Source organism: Thauera sp. GDN1 (assembly GCF_029223545.1).
Taxonomy (GTDB): Bacteria; Pseudomonadota; Gammaproteobacteria; order Burkholderiales; family Rhodocyclaceae; genus Thauera.
In genome coordinates, this window is record NZ_CP097870.1 from 284716 (window position 1) to 302155 (window position 17440).

15 protein-coding genes are annotated in these 17440 nt (G+C 64.7%); 9 read left to right on the forward strand and 6 right to left on the reverse strand.

The genetic code is table 11. The features are described 5' to 3' along the window. Position 1: 1 nt before the first annotated feature. From CKCBHOJB_RS01315 to CKCBHOJB_RS01340, 6 genes are all read right to left on the reverse strand, one after another. Positions 2-1792: an AIPR family protein gene (locus CKCBHOJB_RS01315; protein ID WP_281050245.1), complete on the reverse strand. Its 1791-nt coding sequence runs from the start codon at positions 1790-1792 to the stop codon at positions 2-4. Continuing rightward, positions 1792-4137: a S8 family peptidase gene (locus tag CKCBHOJB_RS01320; RefSeq protein WP_281050246.1), complete on the reverse strand. Its 2346-nt coding sequence runs from the start codon at positions 4135-4137 to the stop codon at positions 1792-1794. Before CKCBHOJB_RS01320 ends, CKCBHOJB_RS01315 begins: the two co-directional genes overlap by 1 nt. A gap of 17 nt (positions 4138-4154) precedes the next feature. Then, positions 4155-5141 carry an ATP-binding protein gene (locus CKCBHOJB_RS01325; RefSeq protein ID WP_003141003.1) on the reverse strand — a complete coding sequence of 329 codons (987 nt, stop codon included), beginning with the start codon at positions 5139-5141 and terminating at the stop codon, positions 4155-4157. 101 nt (positions 5142-5242) lie between these two features. Continuing rightward, positions 5243-6283 (reverse strand): IS630 family transposase, encoded by a 1041-nt coding sequence (locus CKCBHOJB_RS01330; protein WP_002924806.1) that lies wholly within the window; start codon positions 6281-6283, stop codon positions 5243-5245. A gap of 45 nt (positions 6284-6328) precedes the next feature. Next, positions 6329-9208 carry an SNF2-related protein gene (locus CKCBHOJB_RS01335; protein ID WP_281050247.1) on the reverse strand — a complete coding sequence of 960 codons (2880 nt, stop codon included), beginning with the start codon at positions 9206-9208 and terminating at the stop codon, positions 6329-6331. A gap of 58 nt (positions 9209-9266) precedes the next feature. After that, the gene (locus CKCBHOJB_RS01340) at positions 9267-9467 is read right to left on the reverse strand and encodes a helix-turn-helix domain-containing protein (protein WP_031653361.1); all 201 of its coding nucleotides are present in this window, start codon (positions 9465-9467) and stop codon (positions 9267-9269) included. 223 nt (positions 9468-9690) lie between these two features. On the opposite strand from CKCBHOJB_RS01340, the gene CKCBHOJB_RS01345 reads away from it, so the two are divergent. Genes CKCBHOJB_RS01345 through CKCBHOJB_RS01385 form a run of 9 tightly spaced genes read left to right on the forward strand, consistent with a single transcriptional unit; the run spans position 9691 to position 17429 of the window. Continuing rightward, positions 9691-10056: an RAQPRD family integrative conjugative element protein gene (locus CKCBHOJB_RS01345; RefSeq protein ID WP_281050248.1), complete on the forward strand. Its 366-nt coding sequence runs from the start codon at positions 9691-9693 to the stop codon at positions 10054-10056. Next, positions 10053-10292, forward strand: a complete 240-nt coding sequence (locus CKCBHOJB_RS01350) for a TIGR03758 family integrating conjugative element protein (RefSeq protein ID WP_057390422.1) — start codon at positions 10053-10055, stop codon at positions 10290-10292. The genes CKCBHOJB_RS01345 and CKCBHOJB_RS01350 overlap by 4 nt, the downstream gene beginning before the upstream one ends. A gap of 22 nt (positions 10293-10314) precedes the next feature. After that, positions 10315-10683, forward strand: a complete 369-nt coding sequence (locus CKCBHOJB_RS01355) for a TIGR03745 family integrating conjugative element membrane protein (RefSeq protein ID WP_281050249.1) — start codon at positions 10315-10317, stop codon at positions 10681-10683. 12 nt (positions 10684-10695) lie between these two features. Next, positions 10696-11106 carry a TIGR03750 family conjugal transfer protein gene (locus CKCBHOJB_RS01360; RefSeq protein WP_281050250.1) on the forward strand — a complete coding sequence of 137 codons (411 nt, stop codon included), beginning with the start codon at positions 10696-10698 and terminating at the stop codon, positions 11104-11106. Beyond that, complete coding sequence (locus tag CKCBHOJB_RS01365) at positions 11103-11795, forward strand: PFL_4703 family integrating conjugative element protein (protein ID WP_281050251.1); 693 nt, start codon at positions 11103-11105, stop codon at positions 11793-11795. Before CKCBHOJB_RS01360 ends, CKCBHOJB_RS01365 begins: the two co-directional genes overlap by 4 nt. Then, positions 11792-12706, forward strand: coding sequence for a TIGR03749 family integrating conjugative element protein (locus CKCBHOJB_RS01370; protein ID WP_281050252.1), 915 nt, complete (start codon positions 11792-11794; stop codon positions 12704-12706). The genes CKCBHOJB_RS01365 and CKCBHOJB_RS01370 overlap by 4 nt, the downstream gene beginning before the upstream one ends. Beyond that, entirely contained in the window at positions 12696-14126 is a 1431-nt protein-coding gene (locus CKCBHOJB_RS01375; RefSeq protein WP_281050253.1) for a TIGR03752 family integrating conjugative element protein, read from the forward strand. The genes CKCBHOJB_RS01370 and CKCBHOJB_RS01375 overlap by 11 nt, the downstream gene beginning before the upstream one ends. Further along, positions 14107-14541: a TIGR03751 family conjugal transfer lipoprotein gene (locus CKCBHOJB_RS01380; protein WP_281050254.1), complete on the forward strand. Its 435-nt coding sequence runs from the start codon at positions 14107-14109 to the stop codon at positions 14539-14541. The genes CKCBHOJB_RS01375 and CKCBHOJB_RS01380 overlap by 20 nt, the downstream gene beginning before the upstream one ends. Continuing rightward, positions 14541-17429: a conjugative transfer ATPase gene (locus CKCBHOJB_RS01385; RefSeq protein ID WP_281050255.1), complete on the forward strand. Its 2889-nt coding sequence runs from the start codon at positions 14541-14543 to the stop codon at positions 17427-17429. Before CKCBHOJB_RS01380 ends, CKCBHOJB_RS01385 begins: the two co-directional genes overlap by 1 nt. The last annotated feature ends 11 nt before the right edge of the window (positions 17430-17440 follow it).

Here is a 17440-nt window from a genome sequence, read left to right on the forward strand (position 1 = left end):
CTCATAGTTGTGGCGCGTGGCTCGACAAGTAGTCGATCAGGCGCTTGCGCGGATACGCGTCCGCTGCATTCTGAATATTGCGTAGTGGCGCTATGGCCGGATCGCCGGCCAGCACGAAGTGCGTTTCCATCAGGTCGGCCAGAAAGGCTGCGACGTTGCCCTGGTTGCGGAAGTAGGCCAGCGGCCCCTCAAGAATGAGTCGTTGCCGCCCGAGGTCGAACGCTTGCTGCCGGAGCTGATCGAGCGGCTGGCTGATCAGCGCGGGAATCGTCGCGGGGTCAATGACGGCCGCTGCGCCGGTGCGGGTGCGCAGGCGCTTCATCATCACCGCCGTGATGACGTGAATGCCGTGCCGATAAATCAGGCGTTCCTGGCTGCGCGCCGGAGCCTTCTGCTCATAGTCCACCACGAGGGTGCGAATCGCCCGGTGGCACGTGACAGCGTTGATCATCGCCACTCCCGGCAGGGCAGTAGTGAAAAGCGCCTGGTACTCGGCGGAGTCGGGATCGGCGAGGCGCGCGGGTTCGCTCTTGAGCCAGACCGCATAGCGCGGGTCGTTCTGTTGCAATGCAAGCGCGCGCAGCGCCTCGTCGAGCGTGATGGCATTGGTGCCGTTTGCCACGGCCTCGGGACGGTAGTGGTAGTCGAAGCCGAAGTGGGCAATCTCCTGCCGCAACCGCTCCTGGTTCTCGTCCAGCGAGGCGAAGTTCGCGGTCTGTACCGGGTTCTGGTGGTTGCGAGCCCTGGTCACGCTCTTCCCAAACTGGCCGTCCGCCGATGCCTTGATCAAAGTGAGCATCACCTTGGCGTCATCGATGCTCTTGCCCGGATGCTGGCGCACGAACTCGGCAGCCGACGCCACCGTCTGCGCGCCGTTGATGATGGACAGGCCGCGCACCTTGAACTTCTTGACGCCATTCTTGTTGCCCTTCGGCTCGATCAGGTCGCAGACGGCCGTGACGCCGTTGTTGAGATAGAAGAAGTCCACCGGGGCGTCATGCAAGGTCGTCTTGATGGCCTTGTTGACATCGGACTTGCTGCTGCCGAGGAAGTAGCGGATGTTGCGCTCGTACAGGGCCTTGCCGTGCGTCTGATGCAGGGCCACCAAGTCCGCCAGCCGCGCGACGCCGTAGTACGTGGCTCGCGGGCTTTCGACTTTCGCGTGCTTCTGCAACGCGACATCCGTGTGCACGGGTTGGTAGGCCTGTTCCGCCAGCAGGTCGCGGGCGATCTCGGTCGCCGTGTAGTACTCCACCTGCTTGACCAGCCGCTCTTCGTCGAGGTCTTCGTCGTCGAGCAGGGCCTGCAAGGCGTCGCGGGCCGTTTGCGATACACCATCGCCGGTGTAGGGCACGACCAGTTTGATGTAGCTACACGCATCGAGTGCGCCCTCGATATCAGCCTTCCGATTCAGGACATTTCCGTTGAACGCGGTGAAGTCCTGTTTGAGCAACAGGCGAATGCCCTCGCAAAATGGCAGCGCATCCTCCTGCTTGAACTGCTCAGATTCCTTTAGCTTGGTTTGCAGAAGGTACAGCGTCTCCGACGGCGCGTGATAGTGGATCGCGTCGATGCCCTTGTCGTTGAAGTCGTCAACGACCGAAGCGGCGGCCGCCTGCGGCGAGATGTCGAGCAGCTTGTGCAGGGCGAAGGCGCTGAAGGCTCGTGAGAGTTGCTTTGCCGCCTGATCGGTAGGATTGGCGTTGCCGAGCAACGGGGGCAGGAACGGCACGAAGCGGGCGGCGAGCGCCTGCTTCAGGATGGTCATGTACTGAGGTTCGAGCGCCGCCATCAGCCCCTCCCGCCAATCCGAGCACGCGCACGTGCCTGGGCACGCGCTTGCAGCGCTGCTTGCACCTGGGCGTAGAGCTGAGCGTTGGCCTGCTCCCGATCCGCCAGCACCACGGCGACGGCATAGGGCTCGTCCCCATCGCGCCCATCGGACCAAAGGCTGTCTTGCCGGGTCACCACGACGAACACCTTGTGACCGTTGGCCAGCGCCTGTTTGAAGCGCCATCGAGAGACCTGCAACGTGCCGTTCTTGCGGGTGTCGTTGGGTAGCCAGCGGCCGTTGGCGCGTTCGCCCATGCCTTCTTCCCGATTGCGCCGGTAGGCTTGGGTGACCTCATCCAGGCTGCCAGCAGTCACCAGGTGGAACCACAGTTTGGCTCTTCGGTAGTCCAGCCGCGTGGTGCGCACGGCAGGGCTGTAGGCGAGCGCGACGGTCACCTCACGCGTGCGGCGGCCACCGTCCCAGAAGCTGTCTGGTAGAGGTAATTCGAAGAAGTGGTGCTGGTCGTTTCCGACGCGCTCTTCGGCCAGCAGGGTGACGGTGTGATCAAGCGAGCGGAACAGCGCCGCATCGTCCACGCGCCCATACCCGACGAGGCGCAGGAGTTTGTCGCGGCCTTCAGCATTGTTGCCGGGGTTCAACAGCGCTTCGCAGGCTTGCGGCCAGCGGGCATGGGCGCCGATCAGTGCGCGCAGCAGGCTGGGCGAAGCGTCGGGCACTTCGGCCAGTAGCCGCGCGGCTTGGTGGGCGACTTGGGGGGCGGCGTAGCTGGTGCCGATGTCTTCCTTGAACGCCGGCCCCAAGGCAAAGCCGCCGTTGAGCGACACCACTCCCAGACCGGCATGGTCTGTGCCACCTCCAGTGCGCCGCAAGGCGATGTTGCCGGCATGCGCGACCACGTCGGGCTTGATGGCGCCGCTGGCAGAAGGGCCGCTGCGAGTCAATGGAAACGGCTGCTCCGCCCGTGCCAACACGTGGTCTTCAATCGTGTTGGGATGGCGCTGTGCATTGCGTGTGGCCTCATTCAGGCTCAAGCCGCCAACGGTCAGCGCGTTGAGCGATGTGGCGGGGTCCAGCAGGCGGGCGTGGCCTTCGAGCAGGTAGTCCGGGTAACTCGCGCGTGTATCGGCTGGCAACTGGGATGACAACAAATTGCCCGCTGGTACTACAAACAGGACCCCCAGCTCACGCGTCAGCCGATCCAGCGTGTAGGCGAGCCCGCGCACATGACGGCCATCGTAGACCTTGTTCAGGTCGCCATAGCTTAGGTTGAAGACCCGGCAGCCGTATTGCGCTCGCAGTTCGCGCACGGCTTCCTCGACCGCCTTTTCGACGAACTCAGTTTGGTCTTGTCCGTCGTCTTCGAACACTTTGCCGGAGAACAGGCGAAGCTGCGGGACGAACTGCCCTTGCTGAATAGCGCTATGGACATCGCCGTACAACGCAAGCCCGCCGACGAAGGTGCCGTGCCAGTGGGGATCGGTGTCATCCGCACTGCGATGCGGTGCGAGGTAGCCCTGCGCGTCGCCGACCGCTGCGCCGAGCAACGAATGTCCGCGCGTCAAGCCTGAATCCAGCACGGCAATGGACGGAGCATCGTCAGAAGGGGGATCGATCGGAGGAAATTGGTTGATGTCGGTATGAAGCAGTTGTACGGCCACACCCAAGCGGGGCGGCAGGTCGGCAGTGCGCACATCGCGATGATGCAAGATCTGCTCGGCCTGCGCACGGTTAGAGCGCACACGGACCATGACGAGCGAGGGTTGCTGGATGTCGTCCAGCCGCTCAATGCCTTGTGCATGCAACCAGTCGAGAAAGGCACGCACCATTTGCTGGCGCTTGTCCTGTCGCTCCTGGGGCCATAGTTCGACATCGAGCATGAAGGTTGGCGCGGCTGGAAATCCTTGCTCAAGCAAGGCCGCGCCGGTACGGTCCTGGGGTGTCCAGTGGTCGAAGTCTTCGATGACGTAGAACAGTTCCTTGCGTGTAACAACGCCATCACGTGCAAGGGTGGCCAGGCGGCTCTCGAACTCGCTCAAGCCGTCATCAGTGGCAAATGCCAGCACGATGGATTCATCTTCCTGGCTGACAATCTCCACGCCAGGAATGGCATCGAAGGCGGGCACGCTCTTGTCGCCCGCGCGCAGCCGAATCTTGAGCAGCTTACGGTCGTCGAACCCGCCGACGTCCTCTGCCATCGCACGTTGCCGCGCTTGGTCGAGCCGCCCGGCTAACGCGGCACCATGCGCTCTCGGATCGGCAGGAGGGCGAATTCCCGGATGACGCCTCGGATGGCGCTCCGTTGAGGGCGCTTCTCGCTCCAAGCGCAAGTGTTCATAGGCCATGCCTCCCCCTCCATCCCTTAACTCTTATGACGATACTCACGGGCAAGCGCGGTATCGAGGTGGCTTTTCTCCAGGAACTCCCGGCCGGACAGGATCATTTCCTTGACGGAGCGCCGAAGAACTCGCTCGATGTCGGCGTGCGACATGCCCTTGAACACGGATGCCACCTGGCCATCGTCGGGCTCGAAATTGCGGCGGACACCGGAGAGTTTCAGAGCTAACAAGCGTTTGATCTGCTCCAGATTCGGCATCTCGAAGCGCACAACCTCATCGAAGCGTCGCCAAACCGCCTTGTCCAATAAGGTTTCGTAGTTGGTGGTGGCGATCAGGATGCTCTCGCCTCGATAACCGTCCATCATCTGCAAGACGGCATTTACGGAGCGTTTGAGCTCACCATGATCGGCGCTGTCGCCACGATCCTTGGTCAGGGCGTCGAATTCATCGAACAATGCGACCACGGGATGCGTTGCGACGTAATCGAACACTTTGCGCAAATTGGCGGCCGTCTCTCCCAGAAACGACGAGATGACCGAGTCCAGCCGAACGAGGATGAGCGGCATGGACAGGGAATGCGCGATGACTTCGGCGGCCAGCGTCTTGCCGCAGCCGGGAGGCCCGCAAAACAACAGCTTCTGCGCGGGTTGCAGGCCATAGGATCGAAGCACGTCCGTCCGGTTGTGCTCCATCAGGATTTCATCGAGTGCCGACTGCGAAGCATCCGAGAGAATGATGTCTTTCTCCTCTCGAATCACGGCACGCTCTTCTAGTAGCGCAAGGCCGTTGTCTTTATTTGTCGGCACGCTGGGCAAGCTTTGCAGCTTCCGCGCACTCTTCCCGACCGTTGCCTGATCGCCGTAAAGTAAACGCTCAAGGTCATTTGCGAGCAGATGATGGTTCTTCTCGCGCTCCTCTTTGATCACTGCCTCGGACGCCGCGCGAAAGCCCGAAGCATCGCCTTGCGTTCCCGATTTGATGAGTTGCCGCAGTAATTTTCCGCTAGCCATATCTCGCTCTCCTCAATTCTTGGCACGCTTCAACCGCGGCCTGGTCATGCGCAGGTCTAAGGGTGCTACTTGATTATTAACCCGGCAATCAAATAGCTAAATTACTGAGCGTAGCGAACGTACTCATGGCTGAAATACGACCGCACACGATCCGGCATCGCAGCGATGCGTTCCATGCACGTACGCGCCTTCTCGAGAAGTGCGGCGGCGGTCCTGGCAATCGGCCCGGAGCGTATCGACGTTTTCAGATCCCGGTTCAGATACTCGTCGGGGTTGAGTTCCGGCGCATACGGCGGCAGGTAAAACAGCTCGATCTTCTCGGTGTTTTCGGCAGCCCACTCGCGGACACGGTTGGCGCGGTGCACGCGCAAATTGTCGACGATCAGGAACACCTTACGCTGCGCATCCTGAATCAGGTCCTTCAAGAACACGATGAAGCGCTCGGCATCGATGGCGCCCTCGAAGAACGAGAAGCGCACCAAGCCTTGGTTGGTGATCGCCGAGATCATCGATGTCGATCCGTGGCGACCGGCCGGCAGTCGAAGCTCAGGCGTCAGCCCCGCCATCGAGTAGCCGCGCACCCAGTGCGAGTCCTGGCGAATGGCGGTCTCGTCACCCCAGTAGATCTCGGCATCCTCAGTCTTGGCGCGCGCAACGATCTTCGGATACTCGTCCTCAAGCCACGCCTTGAGCCGGGCCGGATCCTGCTCAAGCGCACGCTTGACCGGCCGCTGCGGCGTGAAACCCCACCGCCGAAGGTACTCACCGACGGTGCGAATGGGCATGTCGATGCCAAAGAGCTGCTTGATGGCGAGCATCACTGCGCGACGATTCCACAGCGCAAACTCAAGCTGAAGCTGGGCGGGATTCGAGCCGATGATCTTCAAGCGCAGCTGCTCCTCTTGAACCAGCGTCAGAGTTCGTCCCGAGCCATGGCGCCGACCACGTTGCCCGCCCTTGATGACGGCGTCGAGGTCGTCAGCTTGGGCGCGCCGCGCCCATTTCAGAACGGTCCCAACATGAACCCCACACACTTCAGCAATGTGCGTCCATGTGTAGCCTTGCTTGCGCAGTACAAATGCTTGGCGACGAATGTGTTCCAGGGCTTCGGGCGGAAGCTTGCGGGCATCGATCTTTTCCATGCCCGAATTATATCAAAACCTATTTGATTGCCGGGTTAATAGTCATTACACCAGCTCCCACTCGACAGTGAACAGCGTGCGCTCCTCGACCTGCTGTTGGAGTTGCACTTCAAGCTGGCTGATCAAGTCATTGCGCTGCGCTTCGACTTCGTCCTGCCGGGCAAACAACTCGCGGCGCAGCTTGCTGCGCTTGCTCTCCAGTTCGCGCTGCTTCTTCTGCCATGACAACTTTTCTTCCAGCGTCGGCGAGGTCGCGGCGGTTCGGCGCACCTCCTTGATCTCGCGGTCGATCTCCTTGATCTCCTGCTCCAGACCGAGCTTCAGGTCGTCCGCCCAGGCATCCAGCTTCTGGACTTCCTGCTCGAAGTAGCCGAGGTTGCGCTCGTTGACGTCGCGCAGCAGTGCGGTCTTGCGGGCTTCCACGTCGGCCAGCAGGGTGGCGTCAGGGGCATTGAACAGACTGGCCGCCTGCGTGGTCGCGGGCAGGCGCAGCAGTTTTTCCGGGTCTTCTTCCGCGAGCACGACGCCATCGGTCGTGCCCGCCGCAACCAGCAGATGTTGCTCCTGGTTGCCGAGTGTCTCGACCGAGATTAGCTTCACGGTGAGCCATCCGGCCTTGCCGCGCCAGGCTTCAAGCGTGCTGATCTTTGCACCGTGGGCGTTGTAGTCGAACACAAGACGAGCCCCGTTGAGTGCGCGAGCCTTGGCCTGCTCGATGCCCCATCGCGCCAGCGGATGATTGATGCGGTATAGATGCGCGTCGCCGGAGCGGCGGGGCAATTCGTAGCGCCCCAGCTCGATGCCCGCGAGGCCGCCGTGCTCGACTCCAGTCGGTATGTGGCGGAGATCGAAGCCGTCGTCATCGAACGCGGCGCAATGGACCAGTTCGGCGCGGGTCAAGTCCATCAGCATGCGCTCGAAGCGGTTGCGCGCGTTGCGGCTGTCGTCGGCCCGCATGCGCAGCTTCTCCTGCACCTCCTCATCGAAGTTCTCAAGCAGTACCTGGCGCGTCTTGACCATCGCCTCGTTGATTTCGCCGGAGAGGTCGAGCTGGAGTTGCTCGAAGCTGGACTTGATTTCCTCGGGCTCTCGGCAGTTCTGGTAGATCTCGGCGATACGCCGCTCGAAATCGACACCGGAGCCGATGGCACCCAGCACTTCGTCGCTGGCCCCAAACACGCCCTCGAAGAGCTGGAACTTCTGCGCCAGCAGCTCGTACACCCGTGCATCGGCCTCATTGCTGCGGTCGACGAAGTTGACCACCACCACGTCGTGCTTCTGACCGTAGCGGTGGCAGCGCCCGATGCGCTGCTCAATGCGCTGCGGGTTCCATGGCAGGTCGTAGTTGATGACGAGCGAGCAGAACTGGAGGTTGATGCCTTCGGCGCCGGCTTCGGTGGCAATCATGACCTTGCCACGCTCCTTGAAGTGCTCGACCAGTGCCGCACGGGTGTCGGCAGTCTTGGAGCCGGTGATGCGGTCGGTGCCTTCGTGGCGTTTGAGCCAGTCCTTGTAGATCGCCTGCGCACGCTGGTCGCTGTTCGTGCCGTTGAAGAGCACGATGCCGTCGCCGTAGGGCGTGTCAGCCAGCAAGCTGAGGAGGTACTCCTGTGTGCGCTTGGACTCGGTGAAGATGATGGCCTTTCTGGCCGCGCCCAACCGGTCCAGCTCGGCAAAGGCGCGATCCAGCGCAGTGAGCAGCGCCTTGCCTTTGGCGTTGTCGCGGATGCTGGTTGCCAGCGCCTTGAAGTGGCGAAGTTCTTCGATCTCCTGCGCGATGGCATTCCGCTCTGAGCGGCTCGGCGTCGTAGAAGCGGCTTCCTGCTCGCTCCACTCATCAGCGGTTTCGTCCAGCGACTCGTAGTCCTCGTCGAGTTCTTCGGCCAGATCGGGAATCTCGGCAGTTTCGTCAAGCACCCCCTGAAGCCGTTTGGCCATCGTCTCCAGCGCGCCTGCGATGGCGTGCGAGCTGGACGCGAGCAACTTCCATAGCACCAGTGAAATCAGCTGGCGCTGTCCCTCGGGCATGGCCTTCAGGTTGGGGCGACGCAAGTAATCAGCGACGAGTCTGGACAGTTCCTGCTCTTCGTTTGACGGCGTGAATTCCTGGATGATGGCCTTGCGCGCCGTATACGACACATAGGGCTGAACCTGTTTGCGCAGAGTGCGCTTGCAGATGGGAGCCAGTCGGTCACGTAGGGCGTTGAAGGCCTGTTCCCGGCCAGTAAATTGCGAGCGAAAGCTGTCAAGGTCTCCGAACACGCGGTCATCGATGAAGCTGACCAGCCCATAGAGTTCGAGCAACGAGTTCTGCAACGGCGTTGCGGTCAGAAGCACCTTGGAGTGAACGTGCGACAACGCCTCCTTGAGTGTTTTGGCAATGACGTTGCTGGTCTTGTAGACGTTGCGCAGGCGATGCGCTTCGTCCAGGACGACCAAGTCCCAGTCGATGCCCTTGACATCGTCAGCCTTGGCCTTCGCGAACTGATAGGAACAGATGATCGGGCCGGAGGTGAACTGGAACGGGTTCCGCTGCTCCTGCTTGCGAATCGCGTTGTAGCTTTTGGCTTCGAGGATCAGCCCTTGCAGGCCGAACTTGTCCTGCAGCTCCTGGTGCCACTGCTTGCGCAGGTTCGCCGGAACGATGATGAGCACCTTCCGCCGCCGTTCGGCCCAGCGTTGGGAAAGGACCAAGCCGGCCTCGATGGTCTTGCCCAGACCAACCTCGTCGGCGAGGATCACGCCGCGTGAGAGGGGATTGCGACAAGCGAAGAGCGCGGCCTCAACCTGATGGGGATTCAGATCGACTTGCGAATCGACCAAGGTCGAAGCCAGCGACTCCACGGAGTCGCCTGCTGCACGCCTGGTCAGCAGCCAAGCAAAGTACTGGCTCTGGTGCGGCGTCAGAAGCTGCTGTGTTGTCAACGGTGATCCTCCCCTTGCTCTTCCCCGAGCGTGATTCGGCGGCTGGCTTGGTCCGCGCTCACTCGGCCTCCGGCTTCTTTTTGTTGATGCTTTCGGCGATCCAGCGATCCAGCTCCGAGCGGCGAAAGCGCCAGGTTCCCCCGAGCTTGAACGCCGGAATCTCTCCCTTCTGGGCCAAGCGATAGACCGTCCGTTTTCCCGCCTTGAGGTACGCGGCGACTTCGTCAAGCGTGAGGATCTCGCTTTCGACTTCACTCATCTGAGAACCATCTGGTTTGGTCTTTCGTGACTTTGGATTGCCAAGTTTGCTCAATTCTACAAAAAGGTGGTAGGCGCTAGCCAACAAGAAATCCATCAGGCATTGGGCGAATGCCGGCCAGCTCGCCCCGGAAATCCGGTCATGCCGTAGTTCCCATTCCCTGCGGCGCAAAGCGAGAGCGCGCCACAGCATCTGGCCATCCGCTTCAACGGGGAATGGCACGATGGGACAGACCAACCGCCGCACATCCGCATGGCCTGCGCTTGCCGTGGTGTTGACTGTGTCGTTCTCGGCGCTGCAGCCTGCCGCCGCTGCCGACAGCCTCGCCTCGGAGCGTGAGCATCTCGCCGCGCTCGCCCGCCAACTCGACCTGATCGACCGCCTCGCCGAGCACGCCGCCCATACCGCTCCGCAGGAACGCGCCCGCTACCACTTCGACTACGCCCAACTGCGTGCCGACCTGGAGCGCGTTCGCGCCGGCCTGCAGGACTACCTCGTGCCCCAGCGCGCCCAGCCGCGCGATCCCGTCCCGCTGGCCGGCGACTACGTCCGCCGCGACCGCGCCGACGACGAGGAGCCATCGCCATGACGCCCTCTGCCGATCAGGTCACCGCCTTCCAGGCCAACGGCGGCTTTGCGCCTTCGGCCGTCGCTGCCGTGGTGCTGGGCTTCGTGTTCGCCGTGTTGCTGCTGTGGGGCGTGTGGGCCATGCGCACCGCCTACGTCGGCTGGGCCGAGCACCGCATCACTGAACGTCAGTTCCTCGCCGTCGTCGTGCGCTTCGTGGCGATGTACCTGGTGCTGACCTTCTTCCTCCTCTCCTGACCGTCACGAAGGGCCATACGCCATGAACACTCCAACGACATCCCATCGCATTCCGTCCCGCATCGCCGCACCGCTGCTGCCGCTCGCGCTCGCGGGCCTGCCGCTGTCGGCCTTCGCGCAGGGCCTGCCGACCATGGAAGACCCATCGCGCGGCCAGGGCAGCGGCATCCTGCAGACCTTGCAGAACTACGGCTACGACATCGTGCTGCTGATCGCGCTGCTCGTGGTCGCCTCGATGTTCGTCGGTGTCTCCTATCACGCCTACACACGCTACTCGGAGATCCACACCGGCCGCGCCACCTGGGGCCAGTTTGGCCTGTCGGTCGCCGTGGGCGCGCTCTTGCTGGTGGTTGGCATCTGGCTGCTCACCAAGGCCACCGGCGTACTGTAACGGCGGCAAGCGATGGCCCTCCCTTCGGAGACTCCACGCGACACGCTGGTGACCTTCCTGCCGCACCGGCTGAATCGCCAGCCGGTGGTCGTGCGCGGGCTGACGGCCGACGAGTTGTGGATCTGCGCCGGCCTGTCCGGTGCGGCCGGGTTTGTGCTCGGCCTGCCGCTGGCCTGGCTCACGCACAGCATCGCCATGGTGCCCACGCTGATCGTCGCCGGCATTGCGCTGGGCGTCTTTGTCGGCGGCGGCATCCTGCGCGCGCAAAAGCGCGGCCGGCCCGACACCTGGCTGTACCGGCAGCTCGAGTGGCGGCTGGCCCTGCGGTACCCGGCGCTGGCGGCGCTCCTGGGCGGGCCGGGCCTCATCACCCGTTCGGGCTACTGGACGATCCGGCGCAGTGCCGATCGAGGGGCACCATGAGCCGGTTCAGGAACGAGGTCGCGCACCTGCAGGCGCACGTGAAGACGCTGCGCTTTGGGGCCGGCGCCCTTTTCGTGGTGGCGCTCTTGCTCGCCTTCGGTTGGTGGAGCGCGCCGAAGGATCTCACCATCCATGTGCCGCCGGATCTGCGCTCGGGCAGCACGCGCAAGTGGTGGGACGTGCCGCCCGAGAGTGTGTATGCCTTCACGTTCTACATCTGGCAGCAGGTGCAGCGCTGGCCCACGAACGGCGAGGAGGACTATGCACGCAACCTGCGCGCGCTGTCGTCCTACCTGACGCCGGGCTGCCGCACCTTTCTGCAACAGGACTACGAGTACCGGCGCACCAGCGGTGAGCTGCGTCAGCGCGTGCGCGGCATCTACGAGATTCCCGGGCGCGGCTATGGCGAAGATCCGGCCACGCGCGTCAAGGTGGTTTCCTCCCGGGATTGGATTGTCACGCTCGACGTGAGTGCAGACGAATACTACGGACCCGAGCAGATCAAGCGCGCTCTGGTGCGCTACCCCATCAAGGTCGTCCGGCTGGACATCGACCCCGAGCACAACCCTTTCGGCCTGGCGCTGGACTGCTACGCCAGCGCACCGCAGCGCATCGAAGCACCGCCGACGTCGACCCAGGCGGGTGCAACCGGCAACGCTTCCGGCCACCTGCAGGGAGACGCCCCATGAAGTCCGCTGCCTTGTCGGCCCTGGCCGGCATCTTGCTGATCCTCGGGTTTGTACCGGGCAGCCATGCCGTGGAAATCCTGCGCTGGGAGCGCCTGCCCCTGCCGGTGCCGCTGGTGGTCGGTGAAGAGCGCGTGGTCTTCATCGACCGCAACGTGCGCGTCGGCGTGCCGGCCAGCGTCGGCGGCCACCTGCGCGTGCAGAGTGCGGCGGGCGCGATCTACCTGCGGGCGAGCGAGCCGATTCCACCCACGCGGCTGCAACTGCAGGATGTTGAATCCGGCGCGATCATCCTGATCGACATCGCCGCCGAGCCGGCAAAGGAAGGCCAGGCGCCGCTCGAGCCGGTGCGCATCGTGGAAGCAGAGGCCCCCGCAAAGCGCTATGGCGGCGGTGCGGCACGCGGCGCAGACGAGCCGGTCGATGCGTCCGCGGACAAGACCGCTCCCTTGCGCGAAACGCCGGTCCCGGTTGTTCTGACACGCCATGCCGCGCAGAACCTGTATGCGCCGCTGCGCACCGTCGAGCCAGTCGCCGGCATCGGCCGCGTGAACCTGCGCCGCGACCTCGTGCTCGACACCTTGCTGCCGGCGGTGCCGGTGCACGCGCGGGCGCTGGCCGCGTGGCGCCTGGACGACCAGTGGGTGACGGCGATCCGCCTCACCAATACCTCGGCGCGCTGGCTCGACCTCGACCCGCGCGCCCTGCAGGGGAATTTCGTGGCGGCGACCTTCCAGCATCCGAACCTGGGGCCGGCCGGCACTCCGTCCGACACCACGGTGCTCTATCTGGTCACGCGCGGCCACGGCCTGGCCGAGTCGCTGCTGCCGGCGCTGAGCCCGATCGACGCCACCGTGAACCTGCCGCCGGCTGCTGCGGCCGGCTCGACAGGAGCCGCGCGCGATGAAGAGTAATCCGCTGCTCAAGTGGCTGCTGATCCCGATGGCGCTGTTGCTGATGTTCGTCGGCATCAGACTGTTCTCCGGCGCCCCCGGCGGTCAGCCGGCCCCCATGGGCGCGGCCAGTACGCTCACGCCCGAGGAGATGAAAGCGCTGGGTATCGCGGGCGACACGCCGCGCGATACCGTCGCCACGCTGGTGGCCCAGGTGAAGCAGTTGCGCACCGAACTGCAGAGCGCGCTTGGCGACAACAAGCAGCACAGGGCCGAGAACGAGCGCCTTCGTGCGCGGGAAAGCGCGATCGACCAGCGCATTCAGAACGCGCTGGAGGGCGAGCGCAACCGCCTGGCGCAGGAGCGTGCCCAGGTGGCCAGCGACAGGCAGCAGACCCAGGGGCTGATGCAGGATCTGCAGCGACAACTGGACGGCCTTGCGGGCAAGGGCGGTCCGTCCGACCTGCCCGTCGGACTGGGGCTGGAGGAGGGTGACGGCCAGCGTTTCGACCGCGGCACCAGTGACACGCAGTGGGTCGAGCCCGACGATGCCAAGGTCGACGCCAGGAGCGCGAGCAAGGCGCCGAGCTTTCCATCGAGCTTCGGGCCGGCCCAGAAAAGCCTGTCGACCGCGGTGGAATCCGTGAGTGACGTTGGCAGCCGCGCGGTGGGCGCATCCACGAAGGCCGTCTATACCGTGCCGTCGAACTCGACGCTCATGGGGTCCGTTGCCATGACAGCGCTCATTGGGCGCGTACCGATCGATGGAACCGTCAACGACCCGTACCCGTTCAAGGTGCTGATCGGCCCGGACAACCTCACGGCCAACGGCATCGACATCCCGGACGTGGCCGGCGCCGTGGTCAGCGGCACGGCCTCGGGCGACTGGACCCTCTCGTGCGTGCGCGGGCAGATCCGCTCGGTCACGTTCGTGTTCCAGGACGGCACCATCCGCACACTGCCGGCGGACAGCAGCAAGGGCGGCAACAGCGGCGGCCAGGGCCAGAACGGGGCCAGCACCCAGGGCGGCCTGGGCTGGATCAGCGACCCCTACGGCATCCCCTGCGTCAGCGGCGAGCGGCGCAGCAACGCCCAGCAGTACCTGAGCAGCCAGGCGCTCATTACCGCGGCCGGGGCCGGTGCGGCCTCGCTCATCGACTCCGACAGCGGCAGTGTGGCCGTGGTCGCCAACAGCAACGGCTCGCTGGGCACTGTCGGTATCAGCGGCAATGAAGCGATGGGCCGCATCCTCGCGGGCGGCGTGCGCGACATGGCCGATTGGGTCAACAAGCTCTACGGCCAGGCCTTCGCGGCGGTCTATGTGCAGCCCGGCGCCAAGGTGGCCGTACATCTGGAGCAGCCGCTCGACATCGACTACGACGCCAAGGGGCGTCGGGTCCACCACCGCACCGGAGAATCCCATGCCTCGGATCTGGATTGACGCAGCCGCTGCACTGCTGGCGGCCACCCTGCTCGGTGGCTGTGCCACCAGCAAGGAGAAGCTGCTGCCGCACGGCGACAGCACCATGCTCGACATCTGGCTGCAGGAGACCGGCGGCGGCGCGGGCGGCGGCCCGGCCGCGCGGCAACTGCTCGATGCGCGCCAGGGCCTGCGCCGGCCGCTGACCGAGGCCGATATGCAGGCAGCGCCCGGCATGCAGGCGCGCTACACGCGTACCGCGCAGAACGAGATTTACCGGCAGTTCCACCGCCTGCCGAACCCCGACCTGGTGATGTACGTGTTTCCGCACCTGGCGGGTACCGACCCCGTACCGGTGCCCGGCTACAGCACGGTGTTTCCGCTCTACCAGCGCGTGCAGTACGCGATGCCGGGCGAGCGCGTGGAGGACTACTGATGGGCTGGTCGCTGCCGTGGTCACGCAAGCCCAGCGCATCGCCTTCCGACCCCGTGGATGCGGCCGATGATGCCTGGGCGCGGCACGTAAGGGCGCTGGCGGCAGCGGGTGTCGCCGAACCGGGCAGGGCGCTCGGCCGGGGTCGGCGCGGGCCGGCCACCCAGGCCGACCACGATGCGCTCTATGGCGTCGCACCGTCGTTCGCGGACCTGCTGCCCTGGGTCGAGTACCTGCCCGACACCAAGTGCATGTTGCTGGAAGATGGCCAGTCGGTGGCGGCCTTCTTCGAGCTGGTGCCGGTCGGCACCGAGGGCCGCGAGATGGCCTGGCTGTGGCAGGCGCGCGATGCGCTGGAGAACGCGCTGCAGGACGCCTTCGACGAGTTGGACGACAACCCTTGGGTGGTGCAGCTCTATGCCCAGGACGAGGCCAACTGGGACAACTATCTGCGCTCGCTGGCGAACTATCTGCAGCCTCGTGCACAAGGCAGCGCATTCAGCGACTTCTACCTGCGCTTCTTCGCCCATCACCTGAGGGCCATCGCCAAGCCGGGCGGTTTGTTCGAGGACACCACGGTGACGCGCCTGCCGTGGCGCGGCCAGGTTCGGCGCGTGCGCATGGTCGTCTACCGCCGCACGCCCGCGACCCCGACCCTACGGCGCGGCCAGTCGGCCGAGCAGGCGCTGACCACGATCTGCGACCGCCTCGCCGGCGGGCTGGCGAATGCCGGAGTGAAAGCGCGACGTCTCGCCGCGGCGGACATCCACGCCTGGCTGCTGCGCTGGTTCAACCCGAACCCCACCGTGCTCGGCGCCACTGCCGAGGACCGTGAACGCTTCTACGCGCTGACCCGCTATCCGGAGGGGCGGGAGGAGGGCGATATCGAGCTCGCCAGCGGCACCGACTTCGCGCAACGCCTGTTCTTTGGCCAGCCGCGCTCGGACGTGTCCAACGGCCTGTGGTTCTTTGACGACATGCCGCATCGGGTGATCGTGATAGATCGTCTGCGTACACCGCCGGCGACCGGTCATCTGACGGGTGAGACGCGCAAGGGCGGCGATGCCATGAACGCGCTCTTCGACCAGATGCCCGAGGACACGGTGATGTGCCTGACGCTGGTCGCCACGCCCCAGGACGTGCTCGAGGCGCACCTGAACCACCTCGCCAGAAAGGCCGTCGGCGAGACCCTGGCCTCGGAGCAGACCCGGCAGGACGTGCAGCAGGCGCGTGGCCTGATCGGCAGCGCGCACAAGCTCTACCGCGGCGCGCTGGCGTTCTACCTGCGCGGCCGCGACTTGGCCCAACTCGATGCGCGCGGCCTGCAGCTCGTCAACGTGATGCTCAACGCCGGCCTGCAACCGGTACGCGAAGAGGACGAGGTGGCGCCGCTGAACAGCTATCTGCGCTGGCTGCCGTGCGTGTTCGATCCGGCTGCCGACAAGCGCCAGTGGTACACCCAGCTCATGTTCGCGCAACATGCGGCGAACCTGGCGCCGGTCTGGGGCCGCAGCCAGGGCACGGGGCATCCGGGCATCACGTTCTTCAACCGCGGCGGCGGTCCGATCACCTTCGATCCGTTGAACCGCCTCGACCGGCAGATGAACGCGCATCTGTTCCTGTTCGGCCCCACGGGGTCGGGCAAGAGCGCGACGCTCAACAACATCCTGAATCAGGTGACGGCGATCTATCGGCCGCGCCTGTTCATCGTCGAGGCGGGCAACAGCTTCGGCCTGTTCGGCGACTTCGCGGCACGGCTGGGCCTCACCGTGCATCGCGTGAAGCTCGCGCCGGGCGCGGGCGTCAGTCTGGCTCCGTTCGCCGACGCCTGGCGGCTGGTCGATACGCCGAGCCAGGTACAGACGCTGGACGCCGATGCGCTCGACGAAGACCAGACCGATGCCGGCATGGCCGTGGAAGGCGATGAGCAGCGCGACGTGCTCGGCGAGCTGGAGATCACTGCGCGGCTGATGATCACCGGCGGCGAGGACAAGGAAGAAGCGCGCATGACGCGCGCCGACCGCAGCCTGATCCGTCAGTGCATTCTCGATGCGGCCCAACATTGCGTGGCGGACAAGCGCACGGTGCTCACGCGCGATGTGCGCGACGCGCTGCGCGAGCGCGCCCGCGACGCCACGCTGCCGGAGATGCGGCGTGCACGGCTGCTGGAAATGGCCGACGCCATGGATATGTTCTGCCAGGGCGTGGACGGCGAGATGTTCGACCGGTCGGGCACGCCGTGGCCCGAGGCGGACATCACGATCGTGGACCTGGCCACCTTCGCGCGCGAGGGCTACAACGCCCAACTCTCGATTGCCTACATCTCGCTCATCAACACCGTCAACAGCATCGCCGAGCGCGACCAGTTCCTGGGCCGCCCGATCATCAACGTGACGGACGAAGGCCACATCATCACGAAGAACCCGCTGCTCGCGCCCTACGTGGTCAAGATCACCAAGATGTGGCGCAAGCTCGGCGCCTGGTTCTGGCTCGCCACGCAGAACCTGGACGACTTGCCGAAAGCGGCCGAGCCCATGCTCAACATGATCGAGTGGTGGATCTGCCTGTCGATGCCGCCCGATGAAGTCGAGAAGATCGCGCGCTTCCGCGAACTCAACGCTTCGCAGAAGGCGCTGATGCTCTCGGCCCGCAAGGAGGCCGGCAAGTTCAGCGAGGGCGTCATCCTGTCCAAGTCGATGGAGGTGCTGTTTCGCGCCGTGCCGCCCAGCCTCTACCTGGCGATGGCGATGACCGAGCCCGAGGAGAAGGCCGAACGCTTCCAGTTGATGCAGCAGCACGGCATCAGCGAGCTGGATGCCGCCTTCCGCGTGGCCGAGAAGATCGACCGTGCGCGGGGCATCGAACCTCTGGCGCTGGACACGTTGGCCTGACGGGAGCGACA

Excerpts from the sequence above, each read along its gene's own strand:
- CKCBHOJB_RS01315 (WP_281050245.1), bottom strand. The coding sequence starts at position 1,792 with ATGGCGGCGCTCGAACCTCAGTACATGACCATCCTGAAGCAGGCGCTC.
- CKCBHOJB_RS01320 (WP_281050246.1), bottom strand. The coding sequence starts at position 4,137 with ATGGCCTATGAACACTTGCGCTTGGAGCGAGAAGCGCCCTCAACGGAG.
- CKCBHOJB_RS01325 (WP_003141003.1), bottom strand. The coding sequence starts at position 5,141 with ATGGCTAGCGGAAAATTACTGCGGCAACTCATCAAATCGGGAACGCAA.
- CKCBHOJB_RS01330 (WP_002924806.1), bottom strand. The coding sequence starts at position 6,283 with ATGGAAAAGATCGATGCCCGCAAGCTTCCGCCCGAAGCCCTGGAACAC.
- CKCBHOJB_RS01340 (WP_031653361.1), bottom strand. The coding sequence starts at position 9,467 with ATGAGTGAAGTCGAAAGCGAGATCCTCACGCTTGACGAAGTCGCCGCG.
- CKCBHOJB_RS01345 (WP_281050248.1), top strand. The coding sequence starts at position 9,691 with ATGGGACAGACCAACCGCCGCACATCCGCATGGCCTGCGCTTGCCGTG.
- CKCBHOJB_RS01350 (WP_057390422.1), top strand. The coding sequence starts at position 10,053 with ATGACGCCCTCTGCCGATCAGGTCACCGCCTTCCAGGCCAACGGCGGC.
- CKCBHOJB_RS01355 (WP_281050249.1), top strand. The coding sequence starts at position 10,315 with ATGAACACTCCAACGACATCCCATCGCATTCCGTCCCGCATCGCCGCA.
- CKCBHOJB_RS01360 (WP_281050250.1), top strand. The coding sequence starts at position 10,696 with ATGGCCCTCCCTTCGGAGACTCCACGCGACACGCTGGTGACCTTCCTG.
- CKCBHOJB_RS01365 (WP_281050251.1), top strand. The coding sequence starts at position 11,103 with ATGAGCCGGTTCAGGAACGAGGTCGCGCACCTGCAGGCGCACGTGAAG.
- CKCBHOJB_RS01370 (WP_281050252.1), top strand. The coding sequence starts at position 11,792 with ATGAAGTCCGCTGCCTTGTCGGCCCTGGCCGGCATCTTGCTGATCCTC.
- CKCBHOJB_RS01375 (WP_281050253.1), top strand. The coding sequence starts at position 12,696 with ATGAAGAGTAATCCGCTGCTCAAGTGGCTGCTGATCCCGATGGCGCTG.
- CKCBHOJB_RS01380 (WP_281050254.1), top strand. The coding sequence starts at position 14,107 with ATGCCTCGGATCTGGATTGACGCAGCCGCTGCACTGCTGGCGGCCACC.
- CKCBHOJB_RS01385 (WP_281050255.1), top strand. The coding sequence starts at position 14,541 with ATGGGCTGGTCGCTGCCGTGGTCACGCAAGCCCAGCGCATCGCCTTCC.